The 19,877-nt window shown below is 66.4% G+C and carries 18 protein-coding genes; 7 read left to right on the forward strand and 11 right to left on the reverse strand.

All coding sequences use genetic code 11. The features are described 5' to 3' along the window. The 3 genes from FV228_RS05635 to FV228_RS05645 all read right to left on the reverse strand — a co-directional run. Window positions 1–1,173 (reverse strand): M48 family metalloprotease (locus FV228_RS05635; protein WP_147853695.1); only part of this gene is annotated, 1,173 nt, incomplete at its 3' end. Window positions 1,174–1,237: 64 nt separating this feature from the next. Beyond that, on the reverse strand, window positions 1,238–1,633 hold the full coding sequence (locus tag FV228_RS05640; protein WP_147853696.1) for a hypothetical protein: 396 nt from the start codon (window positions 1,631–1,633) through the stop codon (window positions 1,238–1,240). 961 nt (window positions 1,634–2,594) lie between these two features. Next, window positions 2,595–3,245, reverse strand: a complete 651-nt coding sequence (locus FV228_RS05645; RefSeq protein WP_147853697.1) for a hypothetical protein — start codon at window positions 3,243–3,245, stop codon at window positions 2,595–2,597. Between the two features lie 368 nt (window positions 3,246–3,613). On the opposite strand from FV228_RS05645, the gene FV228_RS05650 reads away from it, so the two are divergent. Continuing rightward, the gene (locus tag FV228_RS05650; RefSeq protein WP_147853698.1) at window positions 3,614–4,372 is read left to right on the forward strand and encodes an SDR family oxidoreductase; all 759 of its coding nucleotides are present in this window, start codon (window positions 3,614–3,616) and stop codon (window positions 4,370–4,372) included. Between the two features lie 12 nt (window positions 4,373–4,384). Then, window positions 4,385–4,825, forward strand: a complete 441-nt coding sequence (locus FV228_RS05655) for a hypothetical protein (protein WP_147853699.1) — start codon at window positions 4,385–4,387, stop codon at window positions 4,823–4,825. A gap of 3 nt (window positions 4,826–4,828) precedes the next feature. On the opposite strand, the gene FV228_RS05660 is transcribed toward FV228_RS05655, so the two are convergent. From FV228_RS05660 to FV228_RS05670, 3 genes are all read right to left on the reverse strand, one after another. After that, the gene (locus FV228_RS05660; RefSeq protein ID WP_147853700.1) at window positions 4,829–5,728 is read right to left on the reverse strand and encodes a sigma-70 family RNA polymerase sigma factor; all 900 of its coding nucleotides are present in this window, start codon (window positions 5,726–5,728) and stop codon (window positions 4,829–4,831) included. After that, window positions 5,712–6,110, reverse strand: a complete 399-nt coding sequence (locus tag FV228_RS05665) for a hypothetical protein (protein WP_147853701.1) — start codon at window positions 6,108–6,110, stop codon at window positions 5,712–5,714. The genes FV228_RS05660 and FV228_RS05665 overlap by 17 nt, the downstream gene beginning before the upstream one ends. A 560-nt stretch (window positions 6,111–6,670) precedes the next feature. Beyond that, window positions 6,671–7,936: a crosslink repair DNA glycosylase YcaQ family protein gene (locus tag FV228_RS05670; RefSeq protein ID WP_147853702.1), complete on the reverse strand. Its 1,266-nt coding sequence runs from the start codon at window positions 7,934–7,936 to the stop codon at window positions 6,671–6,673. Between the two features lie 321 nt (window positions 7,937–8,257). On the opposite strand from FV228_RS05670, the gene FV228_RS05675 reads away from it, so the two are divergent. From FV228_RS05675 to FV228_RS05685, 3 genes are all read left to right on the forward strand, one after another. Next, the gene (locus FV228_RS05675) at window positions 8,258–9,415 is read left to right on the forward strand and encodes a Gfo/Idh/MocA family oxidoreductase (RefSeq protein WP_147853703.1); all 1,158 of its coding nucleotides are present in this window, start codon (window positions 8,258–8,260) and stop codon (window positions 9,413–9,415) included. Window positions 9,416–9,753: 338 nt separating this feature from the next. Continuing rightward, window positions 9,754–11,055 (forward strand): alpha/beta hydrolase, encoded by a 1,302-nt coding sequence (locus FV228_RS05680; RefSeq protein WP_238262819.1) that lies wholly within the window; start codon window positions 9,754–9,756, stop codon window positions 11,053–11,055. Window positions 11,056–11,501: 446 nt separating this feature from the next. Then, window positions 11,502–12,329: a hypothetical protein gene (locus tag FV228_RS05685; protein WP_246693839.1), complete on the forward strand. Its 828-nt coding sequence runs from the start codon at window positions 11,502–11,504 to the stop codon at window positions 12,327–12,329. A 173-nt stretch (window positions 12,330–12,502) separates the two neighbouring features. On the opposite strand, the gene FV228_RS05690 is transcribed toward FV228_RS05685, so the two are convergent. From FV228_RS05690 to rclC, 3 genes are all read right to left on the reverse strand, one after another. Beyond that, the gene (locus FV228_RS05690) at window positions 12,503–13,339 is read right to left on the reverse strand and encodes an alpha/beta hydrolase (protein WP_147853705.1); all 837 of its coding nucleotides are present in this window, start codon (window positions 13,337–13,339) and stop codon (window positions 12,503–12,505) included. 29 nt (window positions 13,340–13,368) lie between these two features. After that, complete coding sequence (locus FV228_RS05695; RefSeq protein WP_147853706.1) at window positions 13,369–14,364, reverse strand: MBL fold metallo-hydrolase; 996 nt, start codon at window positions 14,362–14,364, stop codon at window positions 13,369–13,371. 124 nt (window positions 14,365–14,488) lie between these two features. Beyond that, window positions 14,489–15,124 (reverse strand): reactive chlorine resistance membrane protein RclC, encoded by a 636-nt coding sequence (rclC, locus tag FV228_RS05700; protein WP_281406470.1) that lies wholly within the window; start codon window positions 15,122–15,124, stop codon window positions 14,489–14,491. Window positions 15,125–15,342: 218 nt separating this feature from the next. On the opposite strand from rclC, the gene FV228_RS05705 reads away from it, so the two are divergent. Beyond that, complete coding sequence (locus FV228_RS05705) at window positions 15,343–16,314, forward strand: AraC family transcriptional regulator (protein ID WP_147853707.1); 972 nt, start codon at window positions 15,343–15,345, stop codon at window positions 16,312–16,314. A gap of 84 nt (window positions 16,315–16,398) precedes the next feature. Further along, window positions 16,399–17,181, forward strand: a complete 783-nt coding sequence (locus FV228_RS05710; protein ID WP_147853708.1) for a glucose 1-dehydrogenase — start codon at window positions 16,399–16,401, stop codon at window positions 17,179–17,181. 350 nt (window positions 17,182–17,531) lie between these two features. On the opposite strand, the gene FV228_RS05715 is transcribed toward FV228_RS05710, so the two are convergent. After that, the gene (locus tag FV228_RS05715) at window positions 17,532–18,872 is read right to left on the reverse strand and encodes an ATP-binding protein (RefSeq protein WP_147853709.1); all 1,341 of its coding nucleotides are present in this window, start codon (window positions 18,870–18,872) and stop codon (window positions 17,532–17,534) included. Continuing rightward, on the reverse strand, window positions 18,869–19,588 hold the full coding sequence (locus FV228_RS05720; RefSeq protein WP_147853710.1) for a response regulator: 720 nt from the start codon (window positions 19,586–19,588) through the stop codon (window positions 18,869–18,871). The genes FV228_RS05715 and FV228_RS05720 overlap by 4 nt, the downstream gene beginning before the upstream one ends. Window positions 19,589–19,877: the final 289 nt, after the last annotated feature.

Genomic DNA, 19,877 nt, shown 5'->3' on the forward strand with positions numbered 1-19,877 from the left:
GGCGTCCACGGAGGCCGGGCCAGCGCCCGCCGCATCGGCCGTGAACTCGCGGGTCCGGCTCCAGTGACGCACGGCGAGGTGGAAGTTCTCCATGACGAAGACGCCGAGGTGCAAGGACGGGCCGAGGAGCCCGAAGGTCCCGGCATGCCCCTGCGCCACCGCGTCGAGGGATCGGCCGACGCCGGCATAGATCGGCAGGAAGCGCTGGCTGTAGACGGTGTCGCCGCCGGCATAGTGGGCGAGTTCGTGGCCGATGATCGCCGCCACCTCGTCGCCCCGCAGCAGGGCGAGGTAGGGCAGCGGCAGGTAGAGGATCCGGCCCGTCAGCGGCGCGCCGCCGGGCTCGACCACGGCCGGGCCGGCGCTGACGAAGAAGCCTCCGGTAAGGCCGACCACCACGGCCTCCGGCTTCAGCGCTCCGAGCCGGTCGGCCAGCCCCTCGGTGAGCCGCCACAGGCCCGGCGCCTCGGCGGGCGACACGACCCGGCCGAAGATCGACAGGGGGTCGGGCTCGAAGGCGGAGAGCGCCCGGCGCAGGCCGAGCACTGTGGCGCCCGCCGCGACCAGGACCGCCCCGATGGCGACGACGGCCACGAACAGCATCTTGATCTCGCCGCCGCCCAGCCCGGGCCGCGCCAGCAACCCGGCCTCGAAGACCACGGCGGCGACGAAGCCCGCCGTTGTAAAGAGCACCTGGAGGGCGAGCACCGGCGGCAGCAGGCGGCGCATCCACGAGAAACCGGCCACCAGCGCGTCGCGCGAGGCCCGCCCCAGCCGCCCGAGAGCGGCGCCGGCGAGGAGCACGAGGATCGACAGGAGTGCGGCGCCGCCCCCGGCCGCGACGACCACGGGCGGGAGCAGGCGGCGCCAGTCCATGATCGTCGTCAGGGTCGCGACCTCGTCCCGGGCCGCCCGGGCCTGAACCAGGGCGAGTGGACCGCCATAACCCTTGCCGTTGCGGCGGAACTGCATCCGGAAATCGGGGCGCCCGTCCGGCGGCGCCCGCGCCTCCAGATCCGCGACGATCCGGGTAAGGTGCTCCCGCTCGGCGGCGAGGTCGGCCCAATCGGCGCCGGCCCGCTCCTGCTCCCACAGGCCGAGGAGCAGGATGCCCAGGGGCAGGAGGACGGTGGCGGCGATCAGGTGCGTGACGGAACGCAAGCGCAAGGGCATGCGCGAATTAGCTACGTCAGGGATACCCGCCTCCTCGGATGCGTTCGGAGCCAGAACGGGTCACTCAGAATTTGTTCGCCGGACGCTCGTCCACTGGAATCGGGATGAAGCTGTCGTGCTTGCGGCACGAGATCCTATCGACCTTGCGGCTCTCACCCTTGATCAGGTCCATGGCGCCAGTCTTTCGATTGACCAGGAAATAGCCACCCGGGTTTTTCAGCTTGATAACATCGTCGGACTGAAGCGCGACTTCCTGTATCTTCGATTCACGCTCGCCATTCGGCTTCATCAAGGCCCATTTCTTGGATGCGAGGTCGATGCTGAAGTAGATTGTTTTGCCGCCATTGTTGATGCACGCCAGGGTGAAAGGCTGCGTCGCTTCTTCAGCGTGTGCAGTGTGCGCAGCGATGAACGTGCAAAGTACGCCGGACACAAGGAGAGAGGTCGCTTTTTCAGTCATCCGGTTCATTCCTGACGGTACGTCCTGCCGCATCGCGGTTGGCGGTCTAAGCGTGCGCGCAGCAGGGGGCAAATCGATCCCGGGCCAGAGCATGCTCCCTTGCTGGCCAGGGTGATCGCGGCGCCAGGGACACCCTACCAAGCGTCGGGTCAGTGGCATCAGGTTAAGGCATGGATTGGGCCGGGAACTCTTTCATACGTCTCGGATGCCGCCTATGTTCGCAAGGCTCTGAAGCGCCGAGTTTCAAGATATCGACCTCGCACCGCTACCGACGGCTCCAATGCCACTCCTATCGTCTGATGGCCCGCTCGACCTCGTCCAAGAACGTGGCCGCCGAGGTTTAACCGGCGTTCTCATACAACCTTGGTGGGGAGCAGACGTTCAGCTTTCCGTGGACGGGAGCATGACCGACACCATCAAGATGCGATTGCAGCCGTTGGTATATTCTAAGTGGACCCGCAGCCCATCGCGCGTAAACAGATCCCAGGGCCTATGCTCGATCCCAGACACGGTGGCGCCACCATCGCTGCTCCTTACCAGCGGACCCATGATCGCCCTCGCATCGTTCCGTGAGTTCCGGAACCTGACCGCACCCGGCAGGTCACCCGCGAACTCGCAGTACGATGGGTCCTTTCCGGCACCGAAGCACTGAACGCAGCAGCAGACGTCGCTCGCATCGATCATCATAGCCAATCCACGACTCGGACATTCGATGTGGCGATCGAGCCTATGTTCGGGATCGCCTTCCGGTGGTCGATCCGTAACCGCGGGCGAGGGGCCAAGCAGGGGTAAGAACTCTGAAACGTGCTTACCGATGAGTGTATGGTCCGTCATGAGCTGACCTATCGCAGCTTGGCTGAATATCTGGATAGGGTCGACATCGGCCGGACCGGCCTAAGGTCAAGATAGGTGTAAGGCATTCAGGCGCCTTTCGAATAGGGTTGGCAAGAAAGGGTTGTGTTCACCGCTTGTTGAGAAGCTTGCGGACACCATCCAGTGCGTAAGCTTCGGCCGCATTTCTAGGAAGTGCAGGAGGTTTAGCCGCAAGCGTCCTCACCGATCTGCCCTGATCGTCCTTCCGGTCTGGGTCGGCTCCGCGACTGAGCAGGAACAGGACCAAGGACCAATCTCCGAAGCCGGCCGACATCGAGGCAGGCGTGCTACCGAGTGACATAGGGTGATCGACGTCAGCCCCTTCCTTAAGGATGCGGTCCATCCATGCGGTATCCTGACGAAGGATCGCGTTGGCGTAAGAGTTGGTGAACCCTTCCTCCCGGGTCAGCACCGGACGCGCCTGTTCGTGGGCATAGAAGGCGCCTGCGAGGGTAGCGAGGATTGCCATGACCCCTACAAAAGCTCCCCAGGTCACAGTGTGGATCGCCGCGAGTATCGTCGGCTTGGATTTGCGAACGGCCCACGCCTTCACAACCGCCAACACCGGGAGAACGATGGGATAGGTCACAACGGCATAGAGGACTGCGAGCCAGAGAGCGATTTCTCCCGGGGTGGCCTCGCCCGGAACGTTCAGGAGCACCGGGAGGGTCAGGAGGATGCAGAGCACCCACAGTGACCAGAGCACGACGGCTGCAAAGACTGCGATCAGGCGCCGCATCAACATTGGGGCAGATCGTCCTTCCAGCCGTCCGAGTTGAGGCAGGGGCGAAAGCATCCATCACCGTCCTGCAAGCAGTCTTTCCCGACACATGTGGCGGAGGATTGCGCTCGTTCTAACCACCAACGTTTGAGGTCGAACTGGAGTTCTAGCGGCACACCGGCAGCTATCGCTCGAATCATGCTCCCTTTAGCCGAGCGAAGATCGAGGCGAAGATCGATCCAAGTCCCACGGCGAAAATCGGCACTGTAGGGGCTTTTGGACGGCGCCCGGAACGCTTCATCGGAGCTGATGTCACACCAGGTGGGACCACTCTCGTCTTGGTTTCGAACGTCCCCATCGGGACCGGACACAGGACGGAGCGTCACATGAAGATCGTCGTCATCGGCGGCACGGGGCTGATCGGCTCGCAGGTCGTCACCACCCTGAAAGCCGCTGGACACGAGGTCCTCGCTGCCTCGCCGAACACCGGCGTCAACGCCGTCACGGGCGAGGGGCTCACAGAGGCGTTGAAGGGTGCCGGCGTGGTGGTCGACGTCGCCAACTCGCCATCGTTCGCCGACGACGCGGCCATGAACTTCTTCGTCCGCGCCGGACGGAACCTTGCCGAGGCCGAGAAGGATGCCGGGGTCTCCCACCACGTCGCGCTCTCAGTCGTCGGAACCGAGCTCCTGCTCGACAGCGGCTACTTCCGCGCCAAGCTCGCCCAGGAGGAACTGATCGCCTCGGCGGGCGTGCCCTGGACGCTTGTCCGCGCCACCCAGTTCTTCGAGTTCGTCGCCGCCATCGCGGGAGCCGCGCTCGTCGACGGCGTCGCGCGCATGACCTCCGCGTCGATCCAACCGATCGCGTCGGCCGACGTTGCGGCGAAGGTCGCGGAGGCCGCGCTGGCACCACCGCGCAACGGCATGGTCGAGATCGCCGGCCCTGAGCGGCTGCCGATGGTCGAGCTGGTGAGGCGTCACTTCCAGGGCCTTGGCGAGACGCACGAGGTCCGCACGGACGACACCGCACCGTATTTCGGGGTGGTCCTCGGTGGCCCCTGGCTTACGCCCACAGGCGACGCATGGCTCTCGCAGCGACGCTACGGCGACTGGCTGGCGGCGCAGCCGAAGCGCACGGCCTAAGGTCTCCCGCCGATGGATGCTGCCTACATCTCAGCGCTGTCCGCGCTGGCCGGGTCGGCCATCGGCGCGATGGCCTCCTTCGCGACCACCTGGCTGACGCAACACAGCCAGGAGCACGCGACCCTCTTGGTGCAGGACAGAGCACGACGGGAAGCGCTCTATGGCAAGTTCATCCGGGAGGCGTCGACCTTGTTCGGCGACGCCTTCCAGCACGACCTCGACGATCCGGCCAAGCTGGTGAACCTCTACGCCATCGTGAACAAGATCCGGCTCTTCGGGGAGCCGGAGACGCTCCAGGAAGCCGAGCGTGTCATGCAGCGCATCGGCGAGACCTATTTCGCCCCGAATAAGGATCTCGCCGCCTTCGCCGACATCCGCCACGCCAGCGACCTCGATCCGCTTTGCGCGTTCTCGACGGTCTGCCGTAGGGAGCTGGCGATCGCCCACCGGTGAGGCTCAGTGAGGCGTCGGCGTTTCCACCGCCCCACCGAACGATATCGCCATGCGCTGGAGCTTGTCCGGGTTGCGGGTGAAGTAAATGCCGACGATCTGCCCGCCCTGGATGTCCAGGGCGACGGTCTGGAGCATCCCGCCCGGCTCCATGCTAAGGTAGCCCGGCAGGCCATCGATCCAGAGGTCCTGCAGCTTCCGGGCATGCTGGATCCACGATTTACGCGCGACCCCCTCGAACATGCGCGTGACTTTGTCGATTCCGACAATGGGCTGCGGGAAGGCGAGCACCTTTCCTCCTCCGTCGGAGTGCACCACGACGGCATCGGCGAGCATGCTGCGCAGCGTAGCGACATCGCCCGTCGTCGAGGCCTCGAAGAAGGCCTTGGCGATACGCGCCCCCTCTTCCCGCTCGACGGGGAAGCGCGGGCGGGCGGATTGCACGTGCTTTCTGGCTCGCGCGGCTAGCTGACGGATCGCGGGTGGCTCCCGCCGCAGGGTGACCGCAATTTCCGCGAGAGGGACCGCGAAGACGTCGTGCAGGAGGAACGCGGCCCGCTCAAGCGGCGACAGCCTCTCCAGGGCAAGCATCAGCGTGAGCGTCAGGTCGTCGCCGGGGGCTTCGTCCGGGACCATGGCGATAGGCTCGGGCAACCAGGTACCGACATAGGTCTCACGCCGGACCCGGGCGGACTTCATGACGTCCAGGCAGAGCCGCGTGACCGTCCGCGACAGGAAGGTGCCGGCCGAGGCGACCTCGGCATGGTCGACGTGTCGCCAGCGTAGCCATGCGTCCTGTACAACGTCCTCGGCCTCGCCGAGGGACCCGAGCATGCGGTAGGCGAGCCGGACGAGCCGCGCCCGCTCCTGCTCGAAGACGCGGGTCGGATCATCGATGGTCGGCATGGCGGAACGACCAGACGCTGAAGGCGACCGCGATAAGTGCAGGAAGCGTCACCGCGGGGAAATCGCGGGACAGAACCTCCGGCCCGCAGATGCCCACCGCAACCTCCCAAAAGTGGAACAGCGCGTGGCCCGAGAGCCAAACAGCACCAAGCGTCCAGAGCAGCGAGCGCGGTCCGGGTCTGGCCGCGCCGTACACGAACCCCGCCCCGATCAACACGAAGATCAGGCCGATGTCTCGCAGGAAATGCTGATTGAAGGGCCCTGTCGTCGTCACGCCCGGTACCGCGAAATACCATGCCTCGGGCGCGACGAGCATGAACACGCCGTTCCCGGCCAGTCCTGCGCCGAGGATGCCGGCGAGTACCGGAATGGCTTTGGTCATCGAACTTTCCCGACGTGATTGGTTCACGTGAGTGACGATGCACCGCTGGCCGATGTGACATGAGATGCAAGTTTCCGCGCGGCACCTTTCAAAGGCTTGGCCCTGCACGGATCATATCACTGAACACCGGCTGCCCAACCCGATGGTCGAGCGACGCTACGAGATACTCAAGCAAGCTACTACACAGAGCCCAGGGACGCTCCGACCGCGACGATATCCATTAATGAACGACCGCCTCCGAGATGCCCAGGCGTGGGAATTAACGGCAACGTTGGTTCGGTTGGAGCCCGTCCGCTTTTCTGGCCGAACTTCTCCGAAGCAGACATGCTGCTTTCGGCCAGCCTACGCCATGCCGGATCGCCGATGGGCGCAAAAGCGGTCGTTCGGCTTCGCGCCCATGTGGGTCATTCAGAGAGCTTTGGCCGCTTCTCCATAGCGGACATTCTGCGCAACGGCTGCTACGCCCGGCGATTAATATACGAGCACGTTCTGGAACTACCACAGACCTCAAAGAGGTCTTGATTGGGCCGCGCACCCTTCGGAGATGATCTTCGAAATGATCATGCCGAAGCGATGAGGTCTGATCGGATCGTGGAAAACGGCGATCCGGCAGCTGATGAATGGGCTTCGATGTCCCGGACATCCTCCAGGCCGGGGTGAGCGGCGACCGGCGAGACGACGAGGCTGGGCAGGCCGAGCCACGAAGCCGTCAGCCGAAGCTCCCCTAGCAGCCGCTCCGCGGTATCGGCCGGCGCACCCGGCTCGACGTGGGCACGCTGGACGACCAGGGCACCGACCTTCCGGTCCGCCTTCAGGTCCACGCGGGCGACGAGCGCACCGTCCATCAGGAAGGGTAGCACGTAGTAGCCGTGCTCGCGCTTGTGGGCGGGGGTGTAGATCTCGAGGCGGTACCGGAAGCCGAACAGCCTCTCCGTCCGCGGGCGGTGCCAGACGAGTGGATCGAAGGGCGAGAGTAGCGCGGAAGCGCCGAGCCTGCGCCCGGGCTTCGCATCGCGGTGCAGATAGGCCTGATGCTGCCAGCCGCGGACATGCACGGGGACGAGCGTACCATCCTCGATCAGCTGCTCGATGGCCGGGACCGCGTCCGCCGGCGGGATCCGGTAGTAGTCGCGCAGATCGTGCGCCGTCGCGATACCGAGCGCCTTCGCGGAACGCGCGAGGAGCGCCCTTCGGGCATCGACGCCGGTCGGCGTCGGAATTTCGAGAACGGCACGGGGCAGCACCCGCTCCGGAAGGTCGTAGACGCGCTCGAAGCTGCTCCGACGATGCGTCGAGGCCACCTGTCCCGACCAGAACAGCCATTCGAGCGCGTGCTTGGCGTCGCTCCACTGCCACATGCCCTTCGCGGCCCTGCCGCCGGCGACGTCCGAGGCGGCCAGCGGCCCCTCCCTCTCGATCCGAGCGAGGAGAGCGTCGGCCTCGGCTCGCTTCTCACCCGCGAAGGGCTCGAGCCGCTGCCAGACGCCCTGGCCGTGGCGTGCGCGGGCCATGCGCCAGCGCAGCAGGGGCTGGAGGTCTACGGGCAGAAGGGATGCCTCGTGCCCCCAGTACTCGAAGAAACGCTTCGGCCGGGCGACGGAGACCGCGTCGAGCAGGTCGCGATCGTACGGCCCCAGGCGCGAAAACAGCGGCAGGTAGTGGGCGCGCGCCAGGACGTTCACGCTGTCGATCTGCAGCAGGCCGAGCCGGCCGATCGCCGCCCGGATCCGCGCCGCGCCAACGGCGCTGCCTCGGGAAATCGCGTCGAAGCCCTGGGCGGCGAGTGCGATGCGCCGAGCTTCGAGCGCGCTCAGTTCCGTCTTCAGGGCCGGGTCTCCGTGGCGGGTGCGATGGCGTCGATCGAGACCATACGCTTCGCTCCTCCCGCCCGCGACGGGATCGACCCGCCTTGCTTCGATCGGCTCCTGAACAATTGCTGCACCGCACAGTTGAAGCGTGATGCGCCGACCCGGCGCACGACGTTTCGTTCCTTTCCGCAGGACGACCTCACGCCCGAGGCCCGCCTGCCACAGGCCGGGAACGACGCCGCCCGTTTCGGCGATGGAGAGTCAGCGGCCGTCGACGGCCCCTGTTCCTCCATCGCCCACCTGAAGCCCAATCCCGACCCACATCGAACGGAGTGCCCCATGAGCATCGCATCCGCACTCGGCCTGACCTCGGGCAAGAAGATCCGCTACGCCTTCGTCGCCCTAGGCGACATCACCCAGGAGGCGATGCTGCCGGGCGTCGAACACACCGGCAACTCGGAGGTGGTGGCCTTCGTCACGGGCGATTCCGAGAAGGCCCGTCTGGTCGGCGAGAAGTACGGGGTCTCCGACACCTATTCCTACGAGCGGTTCGACGAGCTCCTCGCGTCCGGCACGATCGATGCGATCTATCTCGCGACCCCGAACTGGCGCCATACCGAGTTCGCCGTCCCCGCCCTGAAGGCCGGCATCCACGTGCTGGTGGAGAAGCCTCTCGAGATCTCGACCGCGAAGTGCCGGGAGATCCTCGACGCGGCCAAGACCTCCTCCGCCAAGCTGATGGTGGCCTATCGCCTTCATTTCGAGCCCGGCACCCTGGCGACCATCGACCTGATCCGGTCGGGCAAGCTCGGCGAGCTCCTCACGTTCTCCTCGACCTTCACGCAGATGGTCTCGCCGGAGAACCACCGGGCCAAGAACGGCGTCGAAGCCGGCCCGATCTTCGACATGGGTCCCTATCCGGTGAACGCGGCCCGGTACGTGTTCGGCGACGAGCCGATCGAGGTGGTCTCGGCGGTCGGCGTGCGCCATCCGGAGGCGGGCCTGGGCGACTTCGACGACACGGTCGCCGTGACCCTGCGCTTCCCGGGCGATCGTCTCGCCCAGTTCGTGCTCTCCTACTGGGGCAACACGCTCGACACCTACGCGGTGGTCGGAACCAAGGGCAGCGTCGAGGTGAACCCCGGCTACATGTACGGCAAGCCGATCGAGCACGTCGTCACCATCGGCGAGACGAAGTCCCACGAGAGCTTCAAGAACACCGACCACTTCGGCGGCGAGCTCAAGTACTTCTCCGACTGCATCCTGAACGACAAGGAGCCGGAGCCGGACGGCGAGGAGGGCTACGCGGACGTGCGCGTGCTGGAGGGGATCGTCCAGGCGCTGCAGACCAAGGCCGCGGTGACGCTGGAGCCATTCACGCGCTCGAAGCGGATCGACACGGCCGCCCAGCGGGAGACGCTCCGCGCGCAGAAGTCGCCCGAGCTCGTCAACACGTCGAACCCGGGCAAGGACAAGGAGAAGGTCCCCGCCAACTGACGTCGGCCGCGGCCCTCATCGTCGCCGACGCTCCCGGGCTTTGACTCGCCGACCGCGCTTTCATGGCGGGGTTCGGCCTACCTTCGACCGGAAGGCTCGGCGGCGGGGTCGGCCCGGGAGTTCGAGGTCGACGACCGTTCTCGTGATCCTTGCTCCGGAGGCCCGACCCGACCGCATCGCGCGGGCCCCAAACGCTGCGTGTCCCCTTCGACACAGCCGCCCCGCATCTGCGGCGCCGGACTGCCGGGCGCCGCAATCGTACCGCACCTTGTTCATGCCTTCACGATCCGCGAACCACTCGGACGGCCAGGCTGCAGGCGGGTCAGAGGTGCATGCGGGTGTTCGGATTGTCTGGGTTCGGGCGTGGGACGGTCGGCGGCATTGTCGGCATGACGGCGCTCGCCCTCCTGGCGGGCTGCGCGGGCCGTCCCGCCGGCGTTCTCCTGCCGGTCGTCGGCGCCGAGCAGGTGCCGGGCACGTCCCGGGTCGACATGCTCGTCGCTACGACCCGCAAGTCGGCGACCGACAAGGGCATCCTGTTCTCCGGCGAGCGCGGCGACGCCGTGACCTACACCGACCTCGCGGTCTCGATCCCGCCCGACGCCGCCCGCCAGCCGGGCTCGGTCCAGTGGCCGAAATCGATCCCCGGCAACCCCGCCACCGACTTCGTCGCGCTGCGCGCCGATCCGATCGAGCGCGCGAAGGTCCCGAGCTGGATCGGCCGGACCGTCCGCCGATCGGCCAAGCGCCACGTCCTCGTGTTCGTCCACGGCTTCAACAATAAGTTCGAGGACGCCGTCTTCCGGTTCGCTCAGATCGTGCACGATTCCGGCGCCGAGGTCGCGCCCGTGCTGTTCACGTGGCCGTCCCGGGGCTCCGTCCTCGCCTACGGCTACGACCGGGAGAGTACGAACTTCTCGCGCAACGGCCTGGAGACGCTGCTGCGCGACCTGACCAGGGACCCGAACGTCGGCGAGGTGACGATCCTGGCGCACTCCATGGGCAACTGGCTGACCCTGGAGAGCCTGCGCCAGATGGCCATCCGCGATCGGCGGATCGCCCCGAAGATCCGGAACGTCATCCTGGCCGCCCCGGACGTCGACATGGACCTCGCCCGCGCCGCCTTCCACGACATGGGCAAGGACCGCCCGCGGCTGACCCTGATGGTGTCCGGCGACGACCAGGCGCTCGCCGTCTCCAGGCTGGTCTGGGGCGACAGCGTCCGCCTCGGCGCCATCGATCCGAACGCCGAACCCTACAAGTCAGAGCTCGAGCGCGAGAACGTCGCCGTCCTGAACCTGACCTCAGTCAAATCGAGCGACGCCCTCAACCACGGCAAGTTTGCCAGCGGCGACGTGGTCGCCCTCCTGGGAAAGCGTCTTGCGGACGGGCAACCGATCTCGGACGGACAGATCGGCATCGGCGACAGGCTGGTAAGCACGGCTGCCGGCGCCGCGTCCACGGTCGCCACCGGTGCCGCCCTCGCGGTGGCCGCCCCCGTCGCCCTGGTCGACCCCCAAACCCGCGAGACCTACGGCGAGCACCTGTCGAATGTCGGCTCCGGCTTCCGCAACACCCTGGGATCGACGGTCGATCTCGCTGGCGCGCCGGTGCGGGCGGTCGTCGGCGGCGAGCGGTAGCCGACGGTTCCCGTCCTAATGAGTGACCCTCCTGGGTGACCGCAGATCAATTCCGGTCCAACATGGCGTATGGTAGTCGGATGAGACGCTTCGAGACACTCGCAAGATGCTTAGGTACGTTTTATGTGGGTGGCCTTAAAGCTGAAGTCCAACCTTTTACTAGCACGTAAGATCTTTTAAAATTTAATTCTTTCTTCGCCCGTGTATATCTGTCAGTTGCCGATCGGCATTGAAACGGAACCTGATGCGTCTTTCTAGGGAGAAGCGGTCTCAGCTACTAAATTTCGGATGCCGACTGGGAGCGCCTTGAAAACTGATCTACATGTTTCAACGCGAAATAGAAGGCAATGTCCGCTTCGAGGCAGTGGGAACATCCTTTTTTTAGGCTGTAGCGGGTCGATAGAAGGCCGTATGCTTTTCCAGCAATACTTCCCTGAAGCTGGCCGGTGGCTTTCGGCCAATCTCGCCCTTTCTTACCCGATCAGATCGCAGGCAAGCAGCGCTTCCGAATGCCAGCGGCGACCGACCGTTGTGGACATCCGGAAATCGCCGTATGCGCGACGGCGATGCCCAGGCGATCAACGCGCACCATCCGGTACGATAGCCTCTTTGACGAGGTCAGCTTGCGGCTCCCGCTGTTCGAGGGCCTCTCGGCCGACAACATTCAGCATCTCTCAGCCTTGGGATTCGGTCGCGGTTTCCTGACAGCCTCCCTCCGAGCTCGCCTGCGCAAAGCAGGATTTCGCGACCTATCTCATTTGGCTCAGTCTTCCCCGGAAGAGATCGCTCGAGTCAGGAAGTTCGGACCGGTCCGGGTCGAGCTTATTCGGACTTTCATCCTCGATGAGATTGCACATTGGCTGCCGAGCGCACGTCAGACGCACGCAGCTGCGGCTACCCGGGAACGAAGGTTTGAGCTGCTGCGCGAAACGCAAATCGAACGTCTGGCACTGGACGCCGACACAATCGCAGCGCTCGGGTTCGCTGGCGGCTCGTGTGCGGATATGGCCGGCCGTTCACGCCTCAACCTCCTCGGCACAGGAATTGTGACGCCCATCGAGGTAGACCATGTCGTCATGACGCTCGCCCGTTTTCTGGGAGCGTGCAAGACGACCGCTCGTTGCCCCGGCGACGGAGCCAGGGAAGCGCCGTCAGCGGAAATGGAGACAATCGAGGCCCGTCGTGCCGCATTGCGGGCCGACCAGGATCGTGAATGGGAGGAGGCAGCTCCCGCCAGAGATCGGCGTCGGAGTGGCACGGTTCGGAGGGTTTAGGGCGACGATAACATGGGGGCTCGGCAGGACCGTGGGGAAGTCACTAAGCCAGGCAGTATCGATCACAGAGTTGGATCAAGCTACCCGCAAGCGGCCCCCCTGAATTTCGGAGAAGGATGGCAAGCGGAAGTCGGCACGAAGTCCGGAAGCAGACCTTCGGCCCCGCGCCCACCTCACGCCCTTACGAAGGCGAGTAGGTCGGCGTTGAGCACGTCCGCATTGATCGTCAGCATGCCATGGCCATAGCCGGGATAAGTCTTCAGCGTGCCATTGCGCAGCAGCTTGACCGACTTCGGCGCCGCCGCGACGATCGGCACGATCTGATCGTCCTCGCCGTGCAGCACCAGCGTCGGAACGCCGATCGCCTTCAAATCCTCTGTCTGATCGGTCTCTGAGAACGCCTTAATACCTTCGTACTGCGCCAGGGCAGAGCCCATCATGGCTTGCCGCCACCAGTTCCGGACCACACCCTGCTGGACCTGAGCGCCGTCGCGGTTGAAGCCGTAGAACGGTCCCGATGGGACGTCGAGGAAGAACACGGCGCGGTTGCCCGCGAGCGCTTGGCGGAAGCCGTCGAATACTTCGATCGGCAGTCCTTCCGGGTTCGCTGCGGTCTTCAGCATCAATGGGGGCACGGCGCTCACCAGCGCCGCCTTGGCCACGCGACCCTGAGGCTCGCCGTATCGCGCGACGTAGCGTGTGGCCTCGCCGCCGCCAGTGGAGTGGCCGATGTGGATGGCGTTCCTAAGATCGAGATGCTCGACCACAGCGGCGGCGTCGGCCGCGTAGTGGTCCATGTCGTGCCCGTCCGACACTTGTGCCGAGCGGCCGTGGCCGCGGCGGTCGTGGGCAACGACACGGTAGCCGTGCTTGAGGAAGAACAACATCTGCGTGTCCCAGTCGTCCGACGAGAGCGGCCAGCCGTGGTGGAACATGATCGGCTGCGCATCCCTCGGACCCCAGTCCTTATAGTAGATCTCGACGCCGTCCTGGGTTGTGATTGTGGCCATGATACTTCTCCTCAATCCAAAACTGCGTCTCAAATTCCTTCATAGACCAGACGGGTGAAGAGCGCTGGACTGATGACGGACCGGTACCATTTCGCGTCGTGCGCCGCGGTCGGGCGGGCAGCGACAGTCGCCTCTAAGGATAGGCCTCGCCTCTTCAAGCCGGCGACGTTCGCACGCACGTCCACCAACATGTCATGGAAGTCGCGCAGCTGTGCGCGAGTACCGACCGGCGCTCCATGGCCAGGGATGACGATAGTCTGATCTGTCGTCGCGGCTATGTTCGCTTCAGCTGCGGCGATCGTCCCGTCGATGTTGCCACCCGTGGAGTAATCGATGAACGGGTAGATGCCGTTCCAGAACGTGTCGCCAGTGTGCAGGATGTCGGCCTCGACGAAGCGGACGGAGATATCGCTGTCCGTGTGGGCGGAGCCGTAATGCTTCAGCATCAGCGTGCTGCCGTTCAGCTTGGTCTCGTGCTCGGACGAAAACACCTGCGTCGGCAGCGCGTTGGGTGGTGCCGCGGGGAAGTCGTGGTCCCAGTCGTCCACGCGCTGCGCGGCCGCGAGGTGCTTGCGGGTCTTCTCGTGGGCGAGGATCTCCGCCCCTTCCGCGTTCAGCCAAGCGTTGCCGTCCGCGTGATCGAAGTGCCAATGTGTGTTGATGAGATGGGTGATCGGCGCGTCGCCGAGGTCGTTCAGCGCCGTCAGCATCTGGGCGCGCGACACGCCGATCCCGGCGTCCACCAGCAGCTTCCCGTCCGGCCCGGTCAGAACCGCGACGTTGCCGCCAGACCCCTCCAGCACGGCGACACCCCCGCGCAGCCTATGGACCGTGATCGGCGAGCGGGTGGCCTCGAACATAATCGTGTCCACAATGCCGCGCGCCTGTGCGAACGCGGAGCGGGGTGAGAGCCAGCCGCTCGCCGTCGGCAGAGCAGATGCGGACAGACAGCAGAGGCAGAAGCCGCGGCGTGATAGGGAGAACGATTGTCTCGCGACGCCGGATGCAGGTTCACGGGCGGTCATAGTCTGTGCTCCGAAGATCAGGTTGTCGGGGGCCTCACATCAGGCAGTCCTTCCGCTCCGAAGAGCTTCCGCACTGCTTCGCATCGCCAAAGCGAGCGCCGCGCATGAGCGGCGCTCGCGGGTCCTAGGTCCGGGATGCGGTCGCGAGGGGAGCGCCCAGGCCGGCACGATCCGCCGAGGTCTGAGCCGTGTGTTCGAGTACGGCGCGGGCCCCGTCGGCCACCACGAGCCAAGCGCCAGCCATCAGAACGATGTCCTTCAGCACGAGGCGCCCCCCGCCGGACAGGTACGGGAAGCCGTGCTGCGCATCGCCCAGCGCCGCCACCCAGGCTTCGGGCGTCGTCACCAGGAACGACAACGTGACCACCGGCGTCAGGAAGGCGAGCACCGCGCCCACGAGACCCCAGCGGCGCGAGACCAGCCCGACGAGGACCAGAAGGCCGATGGCGATCTCGACGGTCCCGAGGCCGTTCGAGAACGCGTAGGTGTCGTTCGCCGCCTGCCAAGCGCGCTCGGCGAGCTTGAGTTCGCCCTCGTGAGTGAGGTGCTGCGCGTACTGGTCGGGGTGTTTGTAGAAGAACGACATCAACGGGCTGTTGGCCACGAACGGGGTGATGCTGTCGGCCTCGTAGGGAGCGAACTTCAACCCCCCGATCCAGATGAAGATGGTGGCGATGGCGACCCGCACGGCGTCCAGGCCGATGCGGTTGGATCTTTGCCCCGAGACGATGCCGAGGACCTGACGGATCTGCGTGTTCATGACGAGGCTCCTTGGTTCAAAAGGTCGGATGCTTGCCAAATCGGAGGTGTTCGACCCTCATGGACGCGGGTCGGGTGCTGCCGGTCACGGTCTGGATCGGGTGCGGACACGACCGCCTGCTTCGATGCCGCAAAGATGATCTCTGGCGCCGAGTCTCGCGATGCCGGCCCGGCGCAGGATCATGACCGCGCGGATCAAGCGCGCCGCGGAGGAGCGTCATGGCGGACAGGATGACGGATGACATCCTGAGCGGGCTCGCGCCGCTCCTGCGCGTGCGCCCCGTGCTCGATGATGTGTGCCGCCTGGGCGGGGCCTGGACGTCCCCGCACGAACCCGAGCCGAACGGCCACGCCTACTTCCACATCGTCACGCAGGGCTGCGCGCTGCTCGACCGCCACGGGACCGGCGTGCTGCGGCTCGAAGCGGGTGACGTCCTGCTTCTGCCGCACGGCGACGCTCACACCACGCGCGCGGTTGAGAGTGCCGGGCATGCGCAGTCCGTGACCACGGTCCGGCGGATCGGCGAATTGCGGCTGAAGACGACCGTTGGGGTCGAGCCAGATGTCGAGCTGGTCTGCGGCCGGCTGAGCTTCGAAGGTGCGCCCCAGAGCCTGATCTTGGCGGCGCTGCCCGACACGATCGTGCTGCGGGTCGGCCTGCAGCCTCTGGCCAGCCGATACAGCCCCCTCGTCGCCGGCATCCGCTCGGAGCTGACCGATATCCGCCCCGGATCGATCGCCATCGCGAGCGATCTCGCTAGCGCGCTGTTCATCATGCTGCTGCGCGCCCACCTCGAAGCCTCCGCGTCGGCCGAGGGCCTGCTCCGGCTCATTGGGCAGCGCGTGACGGCGCAGGCGGTGCTCGCGATGGTGCGCGATCCTGTGCGCGCCTGGACGCTGGACGAGCTGGCCTCGATCGCCGCCGCCTCACGGGCGAGCCTGGTGCGCGCCTTCCGCAAGGCGGTGGACATGGCGCCGCTGGAGTTCCTCGCCGACCTGCGGCTCGGGCTAGCCCGCCACCGCCTGCGGACAGACACCAGCTCGCTCGACCAGATCGCGGTCGACGTGGGCTACCAGTCCCAAGCCGCGCTCAGCCGCGCGTTCTTGCGCAAGTACGGTGTCCGTCCGGGCAGCCTGCGTCGGGATGCGGGCGCGCGGATCACGCAGGCGGACAGCTCACAGGCCGGTTGATCCGGCCGGTCATCGGATCGCGCCGCGCCGGCATCAAAGGGCGATGCCGCCCCGGCTACCTTCCCCGCATCGGAGGAGGCAGACATGACCGCGATCAAGCGCAACGACAGGTTCAGGAACCAAGTGGTGGTCGTCACCGGCGGCACGAGTGGGATCGGGCTCGCAACCGCCACGGCGTTCGCGGCGGAGGGAGCTTCGGTGTACATCACCGGCCGGCGCCAAGACGCACTCGACGCCGCGGTCGCGGTAATCGGCGGCGAGGCGACCAAGGGCGAAGTGACGGGCGTGCAGGCCGACATGAGCCGGCTCGCCGACATCGATCGGCTCTACGAGACGGTCCGCCAGAACCACGGGCAGATCGACGTCGTCTTCGCCAATGCCGGCGGGGGCAGTTTCGCCCCGCTCGGGGCGATCGACGAGGCGCACTTCGACACGATCTTCGCGACCAACGTGAAGGGCGTGCTGTTCACGGTCCAGAAGGCGCTCCCGCTGCTACGCGATGGCGCGTCCGTCGTTCTCACAGGTTCGACCACCGGCTCGGCCGGCACGCCCGCCTTCAGTGTCTACAGCGCGACCAAGGCGGCGGTACGCAACTTCGCGCGCAGTTGGATCCTGGACCTCAAGGACAGGCACATCCGGGTCAACGTCGTAAGCCCCGGCGTGACCGACACGGCCGGGCTGACCGAGCTGTTCGGTAGCGGCGATCAAGCCGAGACGGTGAAGACGGGGATGCTCGCGAGCATCCCCTCGGGTCGGATCGGCCGACCGGAGGACGTCGCCGCGGCCGTCCTGTTTCTGGCCTCGGACGCTTCCAGCTTCATCAACGGCGTCGAGCTGTTCGTCGATGGCGGGATGGTTCAAATCTGATCTGGTGCCACCGGCTGTGGACGCAGAAGGCCAAGCTCGGTCACTCAGGAACAATGAGACAGCCAGTGAGCGGACGTTTTGAAGGCCTGCAATGGGTCGAGAGCTACCGTTGGGTCGCCGCCCGAAAGCCGACGTTCGGCTTTGCGCCCATCTCGGCCGTTCAGCCAACTCCGGCGCCTTCTCCGAAGCGGACGTTTCCGCGGCTCAGCGTGTAAGTTCAAGGATCAAGGCACAACTCGAATACCAGGTCGCGACCGGCACCTTCGAAGGTGACGGCCAGGGCTGCATGATCGCGCGACGCCGGGGATGCGGAAGACATCCTCCGCCTCCATCCTGCGGCATTCCGGTCCTCAGGCCGGTAGGCTCACCTCGGCCCGCAGGCCGCCACCGGCACGGTTGACCAGGGCCACGTCGCCCCCATGCGCGCGGATCGCCGACCGTGCGATGGCGAGACCGAGACCGGTCCCACCCGTGTCCGCGTTGCGCGACCCCTCCAGCCGCGCGAAGGGCGCGAACATCTCTTCGATCCGGTCGGCCGGAATGCCCGGGCCGTCATCGTCAACGAGGACCCGGACAACATCATCGCCCCGCTCAAGGGTGATCCGCGCCCTGCCGCCATAGCGGACGGCGTTCTCGACGAGGTTGTCGAGGACACGGCGCAGCGCCATTCGCCGGCCATGGAACGGAAGGCTGGTCGGCGAAGCGACGATCACGTCCCGCCCCAGGACCACATGGTCGTCCGCAAGGGCCCGGACCATCTCGGCGAGGTCCAACGGGCCGCTGTCCTGGGAGAGCGCATCGTCGCGTGCGAACGCCAGGGTCGCGTCGACCATCCGCCTCATGTCCGAGATCGTGTGGACCATCGCGTCCCTCAGATCGCCGTCCTCGACCATCTCGGCCCGGAGCCACAACGAAGCGATGGGTGTGCGCAGGTCGTGGCTGATGGCGGCCAGCATCCGGGTGCGGTCGGCAACGTAGGTCCGCGAGCGCTCCTGCATCAGGTTGAACGCCACCGTCATGGTTCGCAACTCGCTTGGGCCACGCTCCGACAGCGGTTCGAACGAGGCACCACGACCGGTCATCTCGGCGGCTCTGGCGAGATCCGTCACCGGACCGACGATCCCACGCCTCGCGACGGCGACGACCGCTAGCACCGCGATTACGCTCGCCAGGACCTGGATGAGCGCGATGCGCATCCAGGGCGGTGTTCGGAGTGCGAGCGGAGCCTCGACGTTGAGCCAGCGCCCGTCATCCAAGCGGACGGAGACCCGCAGGACCTGGGGTCTGTCGGAAAGGCTTCCCTGCGGGGCGTCCTCCCCGACATCCCGCTCGACCAGGGCGATCCGCGCCTGACTCGCGTCCTCCTTCATGCGCCGGTCGATCCGCCGCGCGAGCCGCGCCTCATCTGGCCCCATCGTGCCCTCGGGCACGAGGCTCCCGGCGTCGATGGTGAAACGGTGGCGGGGTGAACCGTAGGCCGCAACGACGCTCGGGACGGTGTCGGGTTGGACCGCGTCGAGTAGGCGTACCAGCGTGGCGATGCGGTCGACCACCTGGGTCCTGGCCGCAGCGCGGCCGACCCGAGAGGACTCGTGCGCAAACATCGCGAAGGCCGCGGCCTGGGCACAGACGACTGCGAGCACGAGAAGGAGCGCCAGCCGTCCGCCGAGCGAGCGCGGAATCAGTCTCAAGGCACCGTCCTCACCTCGGCGGCAAGGACGTAGCCGCCGCCCCAGACGGTCTTGAGGAGCCTCGGGTTGGCCGGATCGCGCTCCAGCTTGCGCCGGAGGCGGCTGACCTGGTTGTCGATGCTGCGGTCGAAGGCGTCGGCGGTCCGGCCACTGGTCAGGTCGAGAAGCTGGTCGCGGGAAAGCACCACCCTGGGATGCCGGGTCAGCGCCGATAGCAGGCGGAACTCCGCCGTGCTGAGCGCCACCGGGGTGCCGGCGTCGTCGACGAGTTCGCGACGGTCGGTGTCCAGCGTCCAGCGGTCGAACGCCAGCTTGCGTCCGTCGGCCCCGTCCCGGGGCCGGGGAAGCGCGCGCGTGCGCCGGAGAAGGTTCTTGATGCGGGCGAGGAGCTCGCGCGGCTCGAACGGCTTCGTGACGTAGTCGTCGGCCCCGATCTCCAGGCCGACGATCCGGTCGGTCCCCTCCGCCAGGGCGGTGAGGAGGATGACCGGCGTGTCGTACGCCTCCCGGATATGGCGGCAGAGCGAGAGCCCGTCCTCGCCCGGCATCATCACGTCGAGGAGCACCAGGTCGATGGCGCTTCCAGCGAGAACGACGCGAGCGGCGGCCGCGTCCGCGGCGACGGTGACCCGGAGTTCATGCCTCTTCAGGTAGGCAGCGAGCGGATCGCGGATGTCGCGATGGTCGTCCACCACCAGGATGTGCGCGTCGTCCATGTCCCGAACCTTTCGTCCCGGACCGTAACGCGCGGCGGCGTCCGCTTCCCGGGGGATTCTGTCGCGAAATGTATCGGGACCTTCGAACCCGCGACGGCTCGCGACGAAAACGGGGTGTCCCGGCAAATCCCTGCGACAGGCCGGCGCCAAGGTGCGTGCATTCGAAACACCGCATCGGGAGACGAAGCGATGACGAAGGAACCGGTACGCGCGCCGACCGTATTGAAGCGCTTTCTGCCCGCGGCCCTGCTGGCGGCCGGCCTGGCGGCACCGCTGGCCACCGCCGGCG

Source organism: Methylobacterium sp. WL18 (assembly GCF_008040015.1).
Lineage (GTDB): Bacteria > Pseudomonadota > Alphaproteobacteria > Rhizobiales > Beijerinckiaceae > Methylobacterium > Methylobacterium mesophilicum.

Coding starts and splice junctions, on each gene's coding strand:
- rclC (WP_281406470.1), bottom strand. CDS start 15,124: ATGAACACGCAGATCCGTCAGGTCCTCGGCATCGTCTCGGGGCAAAGA.
- FV228_RS05640 (WP_147853696.1), bottom strand. CDS start 1,633: ATGACTGAAAAAGCGACCTCTCTCCTTGTGTCCGGCGTACTTTGCACG.
- FV228_RS05705 (WP_147853707.1), top strand. CDS start 15,343: ATGGCGGACAGGATGACGGATGACATCCTGAGCGGGCTCGCGCCGCTC.
- FV228_RS05695 (WP_147853706.1), bottom strand. CDS start 14,364: ATGACCGCCCGTGAACCTGCATCCGGCGTCGCGAGACAATCGTTCTCC.
- FV228_RS05690 (WP_147853705.1), bottom strand. CDS start 13,339: ATGGCCACAATCACAACCCAGGACGGCGTCGAGATCTACTATAAGGAC.
- FV228_RS05675 (WP_147853703.1), top strand. CDS start 8,258: ATGAGCATCGCATCCGCACTCGGCCTGACCTCGGGCAAGAAGATCCGC.
- FV228_RS05660 (WP_147853700.1), bottom strand. CDS start 5,728: ATGCCGACCATCGATGATCCGACCCGCGTCTTCGAGCAGGAGCGGGCG.
- FV228_RS05665 (WP_147853701.1), bottom strand. CDS start 6,110: ATGACCAAAGCCATTCCGGTACTCGCCGGCATCCTCGGCGCAGGACTG.
- FV228_RS05710 (WP_147853708.1), top strand. CDS start 16,399: ATGACCGCGATCAAGCGCAACGACAGGTTCAGGAACCAAGTGGTGGTC.
- FV228_RS05720 (WP_147853710.1), bottom strand. CDS start 19,588: ATGGACGACGCGCACATCCTGGTGGTGGACGACCATCGCGACATCCGC.
- FV228_RS05655 (WP_147853699.1), top strand. CDS start 4,385: ATGGATGCTGCCTACATCTCAGCGCTGTCCGCGCTGGCCGGGTCGGCC.
- FV228_RS05650 (WP_147853698.1), top strand. CDS start 3,614: ATGAAGATCGTCGTCATCGGCGGCACGGGGCTGATCGGCTCGCAGGTC.
- FV228_RS05645 (WP_147853697.1), bottom strand. CDS start 3,245: ATGCGGCGCCTGATCGCAGTCTTTGCAGCCGTCGTGCTCTGGTCACTG.